Below are 16,268 nucleotides of genomic sequence, written 5' to 3'. Positions count from 1 at the left end.
GCGGCAATCAAAACAAGGAGGTATTACCTGTGAAAAAAATCGAAATGGCCGATCTTTTGGAGTATCGGTTTCTCTCCCGGCCAAGCTGTTCCCCCTGGCGCGACCAGGCGGTCTTCTTGGTGAACAAGCAAAACGCCCACCTCAACCGCTACCAGGGCAATCTGTACCTGGCCGACCTCGCCACCGGGGCGGTTTCCCAGCTGACCCGCACCGGTAAGGCTTCCTCCTTTGTGTGGGATTCCGACGGGGTGCTGCTCTGTGGCAAAAAGGCCAAGGAGGGCGCCGATTTTGAGCGGCTCTCGGTGGCTGACGGCACAACCTCCCCTGCCTTCCATTTCCCTCACCCGGTTCTAGGCATCACCCCGGTGGAACCTGGCAAAACCTATCTGGTGCTGGCGGATGTAAACCACAACCAGAAGGAAGGGCTTTCCGCCGCCCAGAAGAAAGATGAGGAGGATTACATCCCGGTCAGCGAGCTCCCCTTGTGGGACAACGGCGTCGGCTATGTGAGCGGCCACCGGGACGCCCTGTTCCTACTGGAGGAGAAAACCGGCGAAGCCCGGCCCATTACCCAATGGCCCTTCACCGTGGGCGCCTATGTCCTCACCCCGGACAAAAAACAGGTGGCTTATTCCGGCTGTTCCTACACCCAGCTGAAACCCCGGCAGAAGGGCCTTTACCTCTATGACATCCCCTCCCAGACCACCAAAACTATCCTGCCGGAAGGCGAATACCGCATCGGCAAGCTCCAGATGGTGGGGGAGACCCTCTTCTTCTCCGCCAGCCTGTGCGACAAACACGGCAGCAGCCAAAAAGATGACCTTTTCACCTGCGACCTTGCCACCCTCACGGTGAAGAAGATCGCCGAAAACGACTACACCATCGGCTGCAACGTCTCCACCGACTGCCGGTTCGGTGGCGGTTCCCCCACGGGAGAATACCAGGGCAAACTCCTCTATTTAACCACCGAGGGAAGCCGGGTGGGGATGAACCTGCTGGACAAGGCTGGAAACAAGGAGAAACTGCCAGAGTTTGCCGGGGCCATTGAAAATGTCAGCGTCAAGGGGGAGAAGATCCTCTTTGTAGCCATGGAAAACGGCAAGCTCCAGGAGCTTTACCTCTATGACGGCAAGGAATACCGCCAGCTGACCTGTCTCAACGAGGCTGCTTTGAAAAACAAAGCCGTCTCCCTGCCGGAGTACGCGGGCTTTACCAACTCCTCCGGCGTCAAAATCGACGGCTGGGTCATCAAGCCGGTGGACTTCGACCCCAATAAAACCTACCCTGGCGTCCTCTCGATGCACGGCGGCCCCTGTGTCGCCTGGGGCGAGTTGTTTGTCCATGAGATGCAGGTCCTCGCCGGCATGGGCTACTTTGTATTCCTGTGCAATCCCCGGGGCAGCGACGGCCGGGGAGCGGAATTTGCCGACCTGCGGGGCCATTGGGGCGAGTATGACTTCCCCGATTTCATGGAGTTTACCGACCATGTCTTGGCCCTCTATCCCCAGATGGATCCGGGGCGCCTGGGGGTCATCGGCGGCAGCTACGGCGGCTATATGACCAACTGGATCATCGGCCACACCAAGCGGTTCGCCGCGGCGGTCTCCCAGCGGTCCTTCTGCAACCCTATCAGCGACTTTGGCGTCTCCTGCATCGGCTACACCTTCGATCCAGAGCAGTTCTGCGCCACTCCCTGGAGCGATGTGGAGTTGCTTTGGGAACACGCACCGGTGAAATACGCCCCGGATGTGGTAACCCCCACCTTGTTTATCCACGCCCTGGAAGATTACAACTGCCCCTTGACTGAGGGCTTCCAGATGTTCTCCGCCCTGAAATACCACGGGGTGGAAAGCGAGATGTACCTGTTCAAAGGGGAGAACCACGAGCTGAGCCGCAGCGGTAAACCCAAACACCGCCAGCGCCGCCTGTTCGTCCTCACCGATTGGCTCAACCGCCATTTGCAATAAAGATCCTTTGCAGCGGCAAAAAGCCCGGCCCCATGGGGGCCGGGCTTTTTCATGTAAAACAGTGTTTTGGGAGGGCTTAGTGGGCAGCCGCATATTCAATGGCAGCCTGCCGGACCCACTCCAGACGGGTGTCGTCGATGTCGTTGGGAACGGTGCAGTCCGCACCCAGCATGACGCCCACCTGGCCGCACTCATCCAGGATCTTCCAGGCAAATTCTTTGACTTCCTGCTCGGTACCGGTGTAGATGGTCTTATCTTGGGCATACCCGCCGAATACCGGCTTTCCGCCAAAGAGCTTTTTGCCGTCTTTCAGGCTGACCCCTTCCACATAGACGGCGAAGTTGATGGCAGCGGCGTCAAAGTCGGTGAAGAGGTTAAGATTATTGGTTCTGCCGTGGTATCCGCAGATATGGAGAAGGTTGATGTTGCTGAGTTTGTTGGCGTTGTTTAGAACATCTTTCTCATAGGGGGCGATGTATTTGAGATAGAACTCATCGGGGAAGAAATTGCACTGGTTGTTGACGCTCAGGTAGATGCCCTCCACGCCGCCTTCCTTGATCAGCGCTTCGTTGATGGCGCTGATGCCTTCGGCAAGGTTCTTCATGGCAGCGGCCACCGCGTCGGGATCTTCCTCCATGTATTTGTGCAGGACAGTGTCTTGAAAAGCCTCGGGGCAGAGGCTCTTGCGCAGCACCATAGAGGGGGAGAAACCGGTGGCGTAGGTGGGGGCGTCAGAATCTTTGTAGAATTCCAAGGTGCGTTTGGTCAGTTCCAGGGTCTTTTTGGTGAAGTCGGAACTGAGAGAGGGGGCCTCCACGTTGCGCAGGTCAGCGGCGCATTTTACGTGAGAGACATCCACAGGCATGATCATCAAGGTGTCGTTCATGACTTTGATCACATCGGGATCGAATTTCTCTCTGGCATATTTGTGGCCGATGATGTTGCGCTCAAAGGCGTCTTGGTTCACCACACCCGTACCCCACTCGCTGGTAGGGCAGAAGTGGTGGAAAAATGCGACGGGAACACGGTCTACCGGTTTGTTTTGGAGAAAGTTCATAAACCTTTCACGCTTGGTCATCATAATTGCACTCCCTTTTGTTATTTTAACTAATTTTTTCTCAACTTGTCTCTCTATATTAATCATTATACTATATTTAAGGGAAAACTGCAATGAAAAGACTTATTGTTGGAAGATATAGCAGTTCGAACAATAGGACACCAACGGACATAGATATTTCTCACAAGAAAGAAACCGCTCCAATGGAACAAGCGCAACCGGAGATGCTTCCCGGCGCAAAGGGCTAAACCCGGTGGGGGTCTGCTCGGCCTAGTTCCTTTTGCCGCCACTTGCAATCACAATGAAAATAGAGCTTCTGAGAGCCGGTTGGACCAATCTGCATCCCATGTATGACGGTCCAAAGCTTCCCCTTTAACGCCGCAGTAAAGGAAACCATAATCGGCCCTGCCCCGATCGCCGGTGGGATCGTAATAAAGCCAGCGGCCATCTATCCTGGCCATATTCCACATGTGGTTCTCTCCGCCTGCTTTCCCGCTGACCGTAATGCAGGGAATCCCCGCCTTTTCCAAAAGGGTTTGAAACGCCTGTGCATACCCGCCGCAGATCGCTAGATTGTTGTGGAGAGCCCCGTAGGCGGTGGTGGATTCATAGGGCATTTCCCCTGGGTGGGAATAGTAGCGGAAGTCATAATCCACATTCTGTGTGAGATAGGTGTACAAAGCCTCTGCCTGTTCTGCCTGGCTCATTCCCGCTGCTACCGTTTCCTGAAAAACCTGTTCCGCCAACTCATCGATTTCTGCCAGCCGCGCCCGGGCTTCCCCCAAAGTGAGCCCGCCCTGGGGGACAACTGTTATAGCCGTTCCATCCCGGTTGAGCTGGCAGAAAAGATACCCCCCGCCCACCTGCTGAAGGGCCTTGTTCATATCGTCAACCGTCAGGCTAAGGTTCGTGATGCGTATAGGGATATTCTCCTGCCCCAGCCCATCCCGGGCCACCTTTATCAAACTCCTTAAGCTGTCTACTTCCACACCGCAAAACCCATCAGGGTAGTCCCCTGTGCGGTATGGCATATAGGAGACCGTGCAGCGCAGCAGGCCATCCGGGCCAACCTCTGCATTGAAATCATAAGCATATTTGTACCGTGGATTATTGGAAAGTATGCTATAGTAAAGATTTTTGACGGCGAGGGGAACCCCCTCCTGTTCCGGAACACCGGATAGGTCAAAAGCGGGCGGCTGTTCTCCCGCCTCAATTGCCCGGGCCAACTCGTCCTGGATTTCTGACAAGCTGGTGACCGATACCCTCTGCTCACGGCCATCATCCCCCGGCCAATCCATTTCCAGGTATTGGACCGCGGCGGCAAAGCCCCCCGCCCGCCACCAGAGGACTGAGGCAAACTCCTCGGGGACGCTGGAAATCATTTGGCTATTGCCCTGCCCCCAAGGCAAAACATCCCCGGCCCATACGCTTGCCGACAAAACCAGGCAAAGCAACAAATCGCAAATATGTTTCATAAAACCACCCCTTATCTTTCTCCCTGAAAAGGTTCCGCCCCCCTTTTGCCGGTGGAGAAGTTTTTATTCTCCAATAGAACCGCCGGCCTTTGGCAAGAACCATTCACTTCTTCCTGCCGGGTCCCCCCTTTGACAGATCTTTACTGCACTTGTGCGGATATTTATTATTACAGTACAATAAAACGATCCAATTTTTGCAGCATTTCCTATCTTTTTATAAAAAGATGCCAGCTTTAAATGTGGTATAAAACAAAACGCACCTCCCAAAAAGAGGTGCGCAATTTGTCTGGGGCGGCTCGCCGCTGGCCTTCGTGGCCAGTTTAGACCTGTTTTGGACGCGTGCGAAAACCTTGGGCAAAGCAAAACGCCCGGAGCGCAAAATGGCTCCAGGGCGGGATTTTTGGTGCGGATAACAGGACTTGAACCTGCACGGAGTGATCCACTAGAGCCTAAATCTAGCGCGTCTGCCAATTCCGCCATATCCGCAAAACTGCAAAGAAGATTATACCATCCCCTTTGCAGGATTGTCAACTAAACTAAAGTCAGGGAACCGCCCTCCAGCATGGATTGGGCAGCCAGCAGAATCCCGATTTTTCCGGAAGGATAGGTCAATCCGCCCTGGAGCCAAGCGGCGAAAGGCTCCCGGATAGGGGCGTCGGCGGAAAGTTCAATGGATGCGCCCATGGTGAAGGCTCCCGCGGCCATGATCACCTGGCTTTCATAGCCGGGCATGTCCCAGGCCTCTGGAACCACAAAGGAATCCACTGGAGAGCCCTTCTGGATGCCTTGGCAAAAGGCGGTCAGAGAGGGCTCATCCTTTAGGCAGACCGTTTGAATGATATCGGTGCGGTGCCCATCAAACTTGGGCAGCACCTCATAGCCCAGCAGGCTGAATAAGCTGGCGGCAAACACCGCTGTTTTCAAAGCGCTGGCCACCACCGTGGGGGCGTGGAACAGGCCCAGGTACATATTCCGGTTTTCCCCCAGAGTGCAGCCAGCCTCTTTGCCGATGCCGGGGGAGGTGAGCCGGTAGGCACACAATTCCACCAGGTCTTTGCGGCCGGCGATGTAGCCGCCGGTGCGGGCGATGCCGCCACCGGGGTTTTTGATCAGGGAGCCCATGATCAGGTCCGCCCCCACCTGGGTGGGCTCTTTATCCTCCACAAACTCGCCGTAGCAGTTGTCCACCATCAAGATGGCGTCAGGATTGCCCTGTTTCACCAGTTTGGCAATCTCCTCAATGTGGGCGATGGAAAGGGAATCCCGCAAGGAATACCCTCGGGAGCGCTGTATGTAGGCCACTTTTACCCCTTTGACCGCCTCTGGGATGGCGGCGTAATCGGGGGTGCCGTCGGGCAGCAGATCCAGCTGCCGGTAGTGGACACCGAAATCCTTGAGGGAACCGGAGCCCTCTCCCCGGATGCCAATAACCTCCTCCATGGTGTCATAAGGCGCGCCGGTGAGGGAGAGCAGCACATCCCCGGGCCGCAGCACCCCAAACAGGGCGGTGGTGAGGGCATGGGTGCCGGACACAAAGTTGTGGCGGACCAAGGCATCCTCCGCCCCGACGATCTGGGCAAAGACCGCGTCTAAGGTATCCCGCCCAATGTCCCCGTACCCGTAACCGGTGGAGCCGGCAAAGTGGCTCTCGCTGACCCGGTGTTCCCCAAAGGCGGAGAGCACCTTCATGGCGTTGTATTCCGCCCGCCGGTCAATCTCCTCAAATACCGGGCGGCAGCGCTCCTCTGCGCGGCCCGCCAGGGTTAAGATCCTCTCATCTATCTTAAAAAATGGATTGTTCACGCTATATTTCCTCCAAGTTATTTTGTTGGGGCAAAAAAGAACTGCCCGGCTTCCCCCCAAGGGGAAAAACCCAGGTGGGTGTAAAAGGGGAGAAGTTCCTCCCCAGCAGGCAGCAGCACTGGGATGGCGCCCCGGCACATCACCCAACCTGCGGCGGCCAGCACCGCCTGGGAGGCATACCCTTTCCCCCGGTATGCCGGCAAGGTGGCCACCGAGCCAATCATCCCATACCCAGCCCCCAGGTGGTACACCGAAGCGGTGCTCACCGGCTTGCCCCCTTCCTGGCAGAGGAAGGCGGCGGCCCGTCCGCTCCGCACCCGGGCGGAAAACCCGCAGAGCCATGGCCCATAGGGGGCATTTTTCTCAAAGCTGGGGTCGCTGGCGCAGAGCAGCCGGTAAACATCGGTCAGGCGGTCAGCCTCCCGGGCTGCCCAGGGAGGAGAAGGCCCCCGGTATTCCAGCAGCGGGGCGCTGCGCGGGGCACAGCCGCATCTTTCCGCAAGGGAGGAAAGGTAGGGATCCCGCCCCTCCGCCCGGCTGCCGCCGACCGCGGCGAGAAACTGGGTCAACTCTTCTGTGTCCACCCTCTGGGAAAGAGCCAGGGTGAGGGTATCCCCCTCCCGGCCCACCCCGCCGGCGGGAAGGCCTTCCCCATCCAGCGCCACCCAGAAGTCACAGTGGGGGGAGTTCATCCCATACACCGCCAGGAGGGCCTCCAGTTTGCCGCCAAACACCGGCTCCAGCCGGCAGGCCGCCTCCCAGCGGGGCAGAAGCTCCCGCTCTAAAAACCGAATCATTCCGGCAGCCGCTGGGCCAGCAGCCGGACCAGCGCCAAATCGTTTTCCATATCCTCCACCTGAAGCACGCAGGAGGGGGAGTGGAGGTACCGGCAGGGCAGGGAGAGGCCAAGGACCTTTGCCCCGCCTGCGGCCGACTGGACCGCCCGGGATTCGTTGCCGCCCGCTACCGCGGCCTTGCTTTGGCAGGGGATGCCCGCCTCCCCGGCCCATGCGAGGGCTTGGCGGTACAAATCAAAGTCATAGATGGTGCCTTTGTCCATAAAGGAGAGCACTGGGCCCCCGCCCACCTGGCAGACCTGTTTGCCCGGCTCCACCCCGGCGATATCCGAGGCAGTGGTGGCCTCCAGGATCACCCCGATGTCCGGGTTCACCCCGAAGGCGGCGGTTTTCCCGCCCAGGCAGCCGGTCTCTTCCTGGACGGTGAAGGCGCAGACGATGTCATAGGGCAGGTCCTGCTTCAGCAATTGGATGAGGATGGCGCAGCCCGCCCGGTCATCCAGGGCAGGGCCTTTGATCATCCCCTGGCCGAAGGGTTCAAAGGAGGAGGCAAATTTGGCCCGGTCCCCCAGATGAACGGCCTTTTCCGCTTCCTCCTTGGAGGAGGCGCCGATGTCGATATACAAATCGTCCATAGAGGGGGCTTTGCCCTGCTCGCCCGGCGACTGCATGTGGATGGCCTTGGTGCCGATCACCCCGTAGAGACCGCTGTCCCCAACAAGGACGCTCTTGCCCACCACCACCCGGGTGTCAATCCCCCCTACGGCGGCAAACCGCAGCAGGCCGGATTCCTCGATGTAGGTGACGATAAAGCCCACCTCATCCATGTGGGCGGAAAAGAGGACGGTTTTTGCCCCAGTTTGGGCGCCTTTTTTATAGGCGATCAGGTTGCCGGAGGGGTCGGTCTTGCACTGGGCATAGGGGGCGACCTCTCTTGCGATCCGCTCCCGCACCAAATCCTCCCGGCCGGAGACGCCGGGCAAAAGGCTGAGTTCTTGCAGCAGTTCCAGCATGTTACCGCACCTCCTTTAAAAATGCCGCCAGCAGCTGGGCGGTGTGGTCCACGTCCCGGGGGGAGAGCACTTCAATAGGGGAGTGCATGTACCGCTCGGGGATGGAGATGAGGGCGGTTTGGATGCCGCGGCCCGTCCCGGCGATGGAGTCGGCGTCGGTGCCGGTGGAACCGTTCATCACCTCCAGCTGGAAGGGGATGTTCTCCCCTTTGGCGATCTCCTCCAGCTTCCGGGAGAGGCGGTAATCCAAGATGGGGGCAATGCCGATCATGGGGCCGCCCTCCAAGACGCCGCACTTGTGGCGGGGTGCGTCGGGGGTATGGCCAAAGGAGACATCCAAAGCCACCGCATGGGTGGGGTTTACCAGGTGGGCCACCGTCTTAGCGCCCACCCCGCCGGTTTCCTCCTGGGTGGTGAAAGCCACCGTCAGCCCGCAGGGGAGGGGCTCCCCTTGCAGCAGCTCCAAAGCTTTCAGGACGCAGGCGCAGGAGGCCCGGTTGTCCAGGGCCTTGCCGCTGACCAAGCCGCCCAGCAGTTCCCGGGGTTGGGCATCGATGGTGGCCCGATCCCCCAGGCACACCCGGCGGGCGGCCTCCGCCCCATCGCAGCCGATGTCCACAAAGACATCCTCCACACGGGGCAGGTCGGTTTCATCCCCCTTTTGCAGGTGGGGCGGGATGGAGGTCACCACCCCTTTGACCGGGCCGTTTTCGGTGTGGATGGTCACCGGCGATGCGGTGATGACCCGCCGGTCCACCCCGCCCACCGGAGCCACCCGCAAAAAGCCGTTCTCCTCAATATAAGTCACCACCAGGCCGATCTCATCCATATGGGCAGCCAGCAGGACATGGGCCCCGCCCTCCTTAGGCTCCCGGACAGTGGCATAGATGCTGCCAAGAGGGGAGGTCTTGACCTCCCCATAAGGGGTTAGCAGTTCCTTTAAGCGCTGGGCCGCCGGGCCTTCCCGGCCGGAAACCCCGGTGAGGGCGGAGAGTTCCAGCAGCAGTTGTGTTGTATTCATATCCTTATTTCCTCCCTACAGAGCGTGGACCAAGGCTTTGAAGTGTTTGCCCCGCTCCTCAAAATTGGGGTAGCTGTCAAAACTGGCGCAGGCGGGGGAGAGGGAGACCACATCCCCAGCCTTGGCCTCCCGATGGGCGATGGCGACTGCCTCGGCCAGATCCTTGGCGTGGCGGATCTCCATGCCGCTGGCGGCAAACCCCGGGCAGGCCCGGACCGCCGCCTCGATTTTGGGGGCGGTGACCCCAGTCAAAATCAGCAGTTTTACCTTCTCCACCATCACTGGTGCCAGGGGTTCAAAGGGGATTTTTTTATCGTAGCCCCCGGCCAGGATGATCATCTTCTGGTCAAAGGCGTTGAGGCCGGCGATGGCTCGGGTGGGGCTGGTGGCGATGGAATCGTTGTACCATTTCACCCCGCAGAGCTCCCGGACAAACTCAATGCGGTGCTCTACCCCGCCGAAGGTGCGGGCCACCTGGCAGATCACTTCCGGGGAGACCTCCCCCCACACGGCGCTGATGGCCGCCAGATAGTTTTCCACGTTGTGCAGGCCGGGGATGCGGATCTCCCCCATGGGCAGAATGGGGATTTCCTCCCCCCGGTATACCATGGTGAGGGTGCCGTCCTCCCCCAAAAAGGCCCCCTGTTCCGGCTTTTTGCGCCGGGTGAAGAAGAAGGTCTCACCCCTCGTCAGCTCCCCGAAGGAGGCGGTGATCTCATTGTCTAAATTGAGCACCGTCCGGGAAAACCCGGTCTGGTGGGCAAAGATGTTCTTTTTGGCGTCGATGTACTCCGCCATATCCTTGTGGACGTCCAGATGGTTGGGGGCCACATTGGTCACCACCGCCACTTTGGGGCTGGACCGCATGGAGATCAGCTGGAAGCTGGAGAGCTCCACCACCGCCCGGTCATCGGGGGAGACCTGTTCCAGGATGGGCAGCAGCGCCCGGCCGATGTTGCCCCCTTTGTGGACGGTGAAGCCCTGCTTCTCCAGCATTTCAGCGATGAGGGTAGTGGTGGTGGTCTTGCCGTCGGAACCGGTCACCCCGTACACCGGGCAGGGGCACAGCTCCAGAAAGACCTCCAGTTCGCTGGTGACCACCTGGCCCCGCCGGCGGGCGGCAGTCAGCTGGGGGGTAAGGTACTTCATCCCTGGGGAGCGGAAGATGATCTCCCCATCCAGCCGGTCGAGATAATCGGGGCCCAGCTTCAGCTGGACTCCCAAGCTTTCCAGCCAATCGGCGGTTTCGCCCAGCTGCTCCCGGGTCTTTCGGTCGCAGAGGGCCACTTTTGCCCCCTTGCTCACCAAAAGAGGGATCAGCTCCCGATGGCTGACCCCCACGCCGATCATGTCCACCCGTTTGCCTTTCATGCTGTCCATAAACGCCTTGACCCGTGGATCCATACCCATTCCTCCCGTCACAAATATACAATAAGTAATATTCTATCCAAAATTCAATAAATTGTGCATTCCTGTGGCCTTCAGCCGGGGGTTTCATCGAAAATCCGCTGGCCGCCAGATGGACAAGCCCTTTTCTCATCTACCAGGGCGCCCGCCTCTGCTCCAGAGCTGTTCCAGTTGAATTTCCCAGGAAAAATACCGATTTTTTGCCTTATTCATTATACGATTTGCCACAAAAAATAGCAACGCATATCCCCAAATTCACGTATTTTTTTGCCCGTACATACGTATACTGATAGGAGTTTTCCCTTGGGCAGCGTGTCCCGGGGAAAAACAGCAGAATCGCCCCATTTGAAAAAGGAGGTCCTCACCCTATGGAAAAACCCAAACAACCAATCAAAAGCTGGCCGGAACCAAGCCCCCTTCTCCAGGAGGAGCGGTGGCAGGATTCCATTGAGATAGAAAGCTGGATGAACGCCACCGGGGACGTGGACGATTTCATTTTTTATCCCGAAGAAGAGTTTTTGAAGTATCACAGCGAGCGGTAACCGGCAGCATTTCATTCCGGTTGCCATCCCAAAAAGGGAAAGGCCGCCGGTAATACCGGCGGCCTTTCCCTGTAGAAGGGGACCTTTTTCCAACGGCGATCCCCCATTTTGCACTGTAATTTTCGGTTACAAGAGCTCGCTCATCGAAGCGGCAATCTCATCCTTCTCATACTCTTTGATCAGCGCCTGGGTGCCTAGGTTGCCCAAGCCCTCAGCGTCCATCCGCTCATATAGCCGCAGCACCTCGTTCAGGATGGGCAGCTCCAACCCCACATCTTCCGCTTCCTCGGTGGCGATGTTCATATCCTTGATGTAGTGCTTGATGAAGAAGCCAGGGGCATAATCCTTTTTCAGCATCCGGGGGGCGGTGTTGGTCATCTGCCAGCTGCCCGCCGCACCTGCGCTGATGCTGGCCAGCATGGTATTCACATCCAGCCCCACCTTTCTGCCATAGGCAATGGCCTCACAGACACTGGCCACCACGCCGGAAAGGGCAATCTGATTGGCCATCTTGGTGTGCTGGCCGCAGCCAGGGCCGCCTTCGTACACGATATTGGTGCCCATCGTTTCAAACACCTGATGGCAGGCGTCAAACGCTTCTTTATCCCCGCCTACCATAATGGAGAGGGTGCCGTTTTTTGCGCCGGTATCCCCGCCGGAGACTGGGGCATCCAGTGCAAAAACGCTCTTGCGCTTGGCTTCGTTATAAATGCGGACCGACAGCTTGGGGCTGGTGGTGGTCATGTCGATGAGATAAGCGCCTTTCCTGGCATTGGCGATGACGCCGCCCTCCCCAAAGTAGACTTCCTCCACATCTTTGGGGTAGCCGACCATGGTGATGATCACATCCTGGCCTGCCACACAGGATCGGATGTCATCACACCAAACCGCGCCCTCTTCTATAACATCCAGGCATTTTTCCTTGGTGCGGGAGTAGATGGTGAGTTCATAGCCATTTTTCATCAGATTGCGGACCATGGATTTGCCCATGACCCCCACGCCGATAAAACCTATTTTTTTCATGATGAAAACCCCTTTCCAAACGCCGTCGCGGCAAGATGTCCCCGCCGGGGGGAAGTCGGCCTGCACCCCAAAATGGAGCGGCTCTGCCCGCCGGCAGCACTGCCTTATCTTCTTTGGGAAACTTCCGTGGGCCGGGGCTTCTCGCAGGCTGTTTCTCAAAGGAAAAGCCCGGTGCGGCCGCCCGTATGCGCCACAAACCTTCCACCTCTAGTATACCATAAAGTCTGCACAAACGGTGAGAATTGCGATGCGGCCTCTGCCGCAAAGGGCTTCGCCCTGCAAACAATTCTTCCAACGCCACAGGCTTTGCTTGTAACTATTATACCATAAAACCCCCGCGACAAATAGGGGATTTACGGGTGTCATGAAGATTTCCCACGAAGGGCCCTGCTGGGAATCTGCTCAGATTCTGTTATGGGAACGGCAATCTAGCCCAGAGGAGGCTGTCATCTGGCCGGTGTTTTAACTCACGCCCTCCTCGCGGAGGGCGACTTGCCGCTTTCGGTCAAATATGTATGGAAGCCCAAATTTCAATCCACGCCCCCTCCCAGAGGGCGACAACGGCGCAACGGCACCGGAGCCCGTTCGGAGGATTCCAATCCACGCCCTCCACTCTGTGGGACAATCCTTCTATAAAATCAGTATCCCCGCCGGGTCATAGCCTGGACGGGCACCAATGTGCACGACCTTATTTTGATAGGAGTTTCCCAACTGATAAAACCGAAGGCTGTCGGTCTCCAGGTCAATCATCCCCTCCAAAGCGTGTTGAAACCGGACATATTGGGCATTGTCCAGACTGCATTCAAACACAGAATTTTGTACCCTCTGCCCATAATCCACACAGAGTTTTGCCACTTTGCGAAGACGTCTGCGCCCTTCCGCGGTCTGGGTATTCACATCGTAGGTCACCAAAACCAACATATTCTCCCCTCACTTCCACAAAAACGGCGGATATTCCTCCAAATCCCCGCGCAAAGTTCTCGCGAGGAGCATTGCCTGAACCGAGGGGACCAATCCCCACTCCATCTTCTCCCCCAAAAACGGGTGGCGAATGGTCTCCTTTCGCCGTTCCTGCCAAGCGGATAGGAAGGCCCGCCGCCCTTTATCATTAAGCAATACAGCTCCACTTTCTTGAATATCAAAATCCCCTGGCTGCAATTGCTTTCGGTTGATGCAAGAGAGAACAAACCGATCTGCATACACACTGCGGAGCTCCTCCTCCAAATCCAGCGCCAGGGAAGCCCTTCCCGGGCGAGGGCGGTGCAGAAACCCCACATATGGATCCAAGCCAACTCCTTCCAATGCTGAAGCGCACTCGTGTGCCAATAGGGAATAGGCAAAGGATAAAGCGGCATTGACTCGGTCCATCGGTGGTCTCCGGCTGCGACCTGAAAAAGAAAATGCCTCCTTTTGCTGTAAAATCAAGGCATCCATCCTGCTAAAATAAGTCTGGGCTGCTTCCCCTTCCAAGCCCATGAGTTCATTGAGGCTTTCGGCGTCTTGCAGCTGAAGCAACGTGCCTTGTAATTTTCGGGAAGAAGCCTTTAAAGCTTCCACTGGCACCCGCTGGGGGTGATCCCTTGTCGCTCGTTCTAAGACCCATCTGGAATTGTATACTTTTCCCATCAGCAGATTTTTTGCAAACCGCACTGTCTGCACTGGGTCCATAGACGCGATGGATTGCTGTTGGCGAAGGAGAACACTGCCCGATGTCTCTCCGCAAACCCGGGCTAAAAACCGTCCATTGGGGGTAAAAAAGCAGAAATGTATACCCCGTTTGACACAAGCACCTAACAGGGCAGGGCTTGCCCCTTTGTAACTGAAGCAAAGGATATTCTCTAAAGTGTGCAGGGGGAACCGCCCCAATTGATTTTCCCCCTGGGAGACCACTACGTTCTCCCCATTGAGGGAAAGGTAACTATCCTCTGACAAAACATATAAGGTATTGAGCAGGTGTTTCATAACTTCCCCTTTCCAATCGGATTTCTAGGCAGCGTCCACACTGCCTCCTCGCGGAAGGCGACGCCCGTAATACTGAATGCCCAGCTTCTCTTTTATATTTCAATCCACGCCCTCCTCACGGAGGGCGACTCATCTGGTACGGCCTCAACTGGTCCTTTGAGCTATTTCAATCCACGCCCTCCTCACGGAGGGCGACCCCGCTTCTCGAAGTCCGGGATACGCCTGTCACCCATTTCAATCCACGCCCTCCTCACGGAGGGCGACTGCCACATCGTCCTTGACATAGATTTCGCTGGTAATTTCAATCCACGCCCTCCTCACGGAGGGCGACGCCGTTCCAGGTTCTTTTCCGTCTGCGCCGTTACCAATTTCAATCCACGCCCTCCTCACGGAGGGCGACCACCAGCCGGGAAGAACTCCAACGCAAAACTGGAAATTTCAATCCACGCCCTCCTCACGGAGGGTGACATCCCCGTGGCCCGGTACCAGTCAGGCCGGGCGGTATTTCAATCCACGCCCTCCTCACGGAGGGTGACTACCTCGCCAGACAGGAGGGATAGACCATGGCAAAATTTCAATCCACGCCCTCCTCACGGAGGGCGACCCCCCGGCAGAATGGCTCCAAGAAGTAAAAGAGGAATTTCAATCCACGCCCTCCTCACGGAGGGCGACTTTGTGGCCGGTCTCATTGACTGGCCTGGCGAGATTTCAATCCACGCCCTCCTCACGGAGGGCGACAGATGTGGGGTAAATGATTGAGAGGTAAGCAAGATATTTCAATCCACGCCCTCCTCACGGAGGGTGACCCATTCCGCAACATTGCGTTAATTGCGCGTGTGGATTTCAATCCACGCCCTCCTCACGGAGGGTGACCGTATAGGGGTGTAGGTTATTCTAACGGTGTAGATTTCAATCCACGCCCTCCTCACGGAGGGTGACTTGCGGCTTCCTGTTCTTTTGCAATTACAAACCAATATTTCAATCCACGCCCTCCTCACGGAGGGTGACAAAGAGCCGCCCGCATCTTCTCCGGGATCGTCAAATTTCAATCCACGCCCTCCTCACGGAGGGTGACGTCAACGAACTTTTGAGGTTCTTCACGCAATAAAGAAATTTCAATCCACGCCCTCCTCACGGAGGGTGACTTTGGCACAAAAAAATCCGTACAATAATTGCACGATTTCAATCCACGCCCTCCTCACGGAGGGTGACGCGGTGTGGTCTACCCCCGCTATGACGTCAAAAACATTTCAATCCACGCCCTCCTCACGGAGGGTGACGGTAGCAACCTGCACCCGCTGCGGGCTTGTGTGATTTCAATCCACGCCCTCCTCACGGAGGGTGACCAACTTGTTGAGCCTGTGTGCCCAGTGTCACAATATTTCAATCCACGCCCTCCTCACGGAGGGTGACCCTTACTATCTATAAGCGAGCTGGGGATACCTTTTCATTTCAATCCACGCCCTCCTCACGGAGGGTGACTTTCACTGGTTTCATTCTGCTCCACCGCCCTTTCTATTTCAATCCACGCCCTCCTCACGGAGGGTGACTGGCCAAGGAGAGCAAACCCGCCGGGGAATTGGTATTTCAATCCACGCCCTCCTCACGGAGGGTGACCATCGCCAGGTCATCTCTGGGTTTTGGCAAAACAATTTCAATCCACGCCCTCCTCACGGAGGGTGACAGCAACTTTGCACAAAATATTTCAATTAATTTTAGCATTTATATGCTGCATTTGTCTGATTTTACTTTTTATGGAATACAATCCAAAAAATTCCGCTTTGTGTCCTCCTTTTTTTCCATCAATTTGGTGCGAACCCTTCAGGAGTTCTCTGACCGCTTCCGATTCGCACATCACACAAGTTCTTCCATCCTTTGTTCGATATACTCCCTAACAGAGGGGCTTCGGGACAGCTGGGGGAGACAGACGTCTTTTAAAGAACAGGCATTGCAATGCTTTTGCAACCTCCCTTTGGGGGTGTATCCCCGCTGTGCATATCCTTGCATCTCCTTGGCCAGCGACTCCACTTGGTTGCGCAGTTCCAAGGTAAACTCCACCTGCTCCCTGCGGCGGGTTTCCCCATAGTAAAGATAGCCATGGGTGATTCCACAGACCAACATCTCCTCTAAAGCCATTGCTTGGGCGCACAGCTGTATCCGGTCCACATCTGTCCCTTTGCTGCTCCCCCTTTTGTATTCGA

13 protein-coding genes, 1 tRNA gene and 1 CRISPR repeat array are annotated in these 16,268 nt (G+C 56.9%); of the genes, 2 read left to right on the top strand and 12 right to left on the bottom strand.

The genetic code is table 11. The annotated features are described in order from the left end of the window. The first annotated feature begins 29 nt into the window (after nt 1–29). Entirely contained in the window at nt 30–1,967 is a 1,938-nt protein-coding gene (locus RDQ42_RS08675; RefSeq protein ID WP_071427512.1) for a S9 family peptidase, read from the top strand. Nucleotides 1,968–2,043: 76 nt separating this feature from the next. Here the strand turns inward: RDQ42_RS08675 and RDQ42_RS08670 are convergent, their stop codons facing one another. The 8 genes from RDQ42_RS08670 to murD form a co-directional block, all read right to left on the bottom strand. Then, nucleotides 2,044–3,048, bottom strand: a complete 1,005-nt coding sequence (locus RDQ42_RS08670; RefSeq protein ID WP_231357929.1) for a uroporphyrinogen decarboxylase family protein — start codon at nt 3,046–3,048, stop codon at nt 2,044–2,046. Nucleotides 3,049–3,320: 272 nt separating this feature from the next. Beyond that, a complete protein-coding gene (locus RDQ42_RS08665) occupies nt 3,321–4,406 on the bottom strand; it encodes a transglutaminase-like domain-containing protein (RefSeq protein WP_231357928.1) in 1,086 nt (361 codons plus the stop codon). A 494-nt stretch (nt 4,407–4,900) separates the two neighbouring features. Next, nucleotides 4,901–4,985, bottom strand: a tRNA-Leu gene (locus tag RDQ42_RS08660). 45 nt (nt 4,986–5,030) lie between these two features. Further along, nucleotides 5,031–6,302, bottom strand: coding sequence for a methionine gamma-lyase family protein (locus tag RDQ42_RS08655; protein WP_071427511.1), 1,272 nt, complete (start codon nt 6,300–6,302; stop codon nt 5,031–5,033). Nucleotides 6,303–6,319: 17 nt separating this feature from the next. Further along, nucleotides 6,320–7,099 carry a GNAT family N-acetyltransferase gene (locus tag RDQ42_RS08650; RefSeq protein ID WP_308588551.1) on the bottom strand — a complete coding sequence of 260 codons (780 nt, stop codon included), beginning with the start codon at nt 7,097–7,099 and terminating at the stop codon, nt 6,320–6,322. After that, complete coding sequence (locus tag RDQ42_RS08645) at nt 7,096–8,112, bottom strand: M42 family metallopeptidase (RefSeq protein ID WP_308588550.1); 1,017 nt, start codon at nt 8,110–8,112, stop codon at nt 7,096–7,098. The genes RDQ42_RS08650 and RDQ42_RS08645 overlap by 4 nt, the downstream gene beginning before the upstream one ends. Nucleotide 8,113: 1 nt before the next feature. Continuing rightward, nucleotides 8,114–9,133 (bottom strand): M42 family metallopeptidase, encoded by a 1,020-nt coding sequence (locus RDQ42_RS08640; RefSeq protein WP_231357925.1) that lies wholly within the window; start codon nt 9,131–9,133, stop codon nt 8,114–8,116. Between the two features lie 15 nt (nt 9,134–9,148). Next, the gene (gene murD / locus RDQ42_RS08635; protein WP_054331903.1) at nt 9,149–10,537 is read right to left on the bottom strand and encodes a UDP-N-acetylmuramoyl-L-alanine--D-glutamate ligase; all 1,389 of its coding nucleotides are present in this window, start codon (nt 10,535–10,537) and stop codon (nt 9,149–9,151) included. Between the two features lie 371 nt (nt 10,538–10,908). Between murD and RDQ42_RS08630 the strand changes: the two genes are divergently transcribed. Continuing rightward, a complete protein-coding gene (locus tag RDQ42_RS08630; RefSeq protein WP_153801628.1) occupies nt 10,909–11,082 on the top strand; it encodes a hypothetical protein in 174 nt (57 codons plus the stop codon). A 126-nt stretch (nt 11,083–11,208) separates the two neighbouring features. Here the strand turns inward: RDQ42_RS08630 and RDQ42_RS08625 are convergent, their stop codons facing one another. The 4 genes from RDQ42_RS08625 to cas4 form a co-directional block, all read right to left on the bottom strand. Next, nucleotides 11,209–12,105: an NAD(P)-dependent oxidoreductase gene (locus tag RDQ42_RS08625; RefSeq protein ID WP_231357924.1), complete on the bottom strand. Its 897-nt coding sequence runs from the start codon at nt 12,103–12,105 to the stop codon at nt 11,209–11,211. 630 nt (nt 12,106–12,735) lie between these two features. Then, nucleotides 12,736–13,026: a CRISPR-associated endonuclease Cas2 gene (gene cas2 / locus RDQ42_RS08620; protein ID WP_231357923.1), complete on the bottom strand. Its 291-nt coding sequence runs from the start codon at nt 13,024–13,026 to the stop codon at nt 12,736–12,738. 9 nt (nt 13,027–13,035) lie between these two features. Next, nucleotides 13,036–14,067, bottom strand: coding sequence for a type I-C CRISPR-associated endonuclease Cas1c (gene cas1c / locus RDQ42_RS08615; RefSeq protein WP_071427508.1), 1,032 nt, complete (start codon nt 14,065–14,067; stop codon nt 13,036–13,038). A gap of 96 nt (nt 14,068–14,163) precedes the next feature. Beyond that, nucleotides 14,164–15,751: direct repeats of the CRISPR family, unit length 33 nt; unit sequence ATTTCAATCCACGCCCTCCTCACGGAGGGTGAC. Nucleotides 15,752–15,921: 170 nt separating this feature from the next. Then, nucleotides 15,922–16,268: CRISPR-associated protein Cas4 (cas4, locus tag RDQ42_RS08610; RefSeq protein WP_308588549.1), on the bottom strand; the 347-nt coding region annotated here is incomplete at its 5' end.

It is taken from the genome of uncultured Merdimmobilis sp. (assembly GCF_902471145.1).
Lineage (GTDB): Bacteria > Bacillota > Clostridia > Oscillospirales > Ruminococcaceae > Merdimmobilis > Merdimmobilis hominis.
This window is presented reverse-complemented; position numbering and strand designations above follow the sequence as displayed.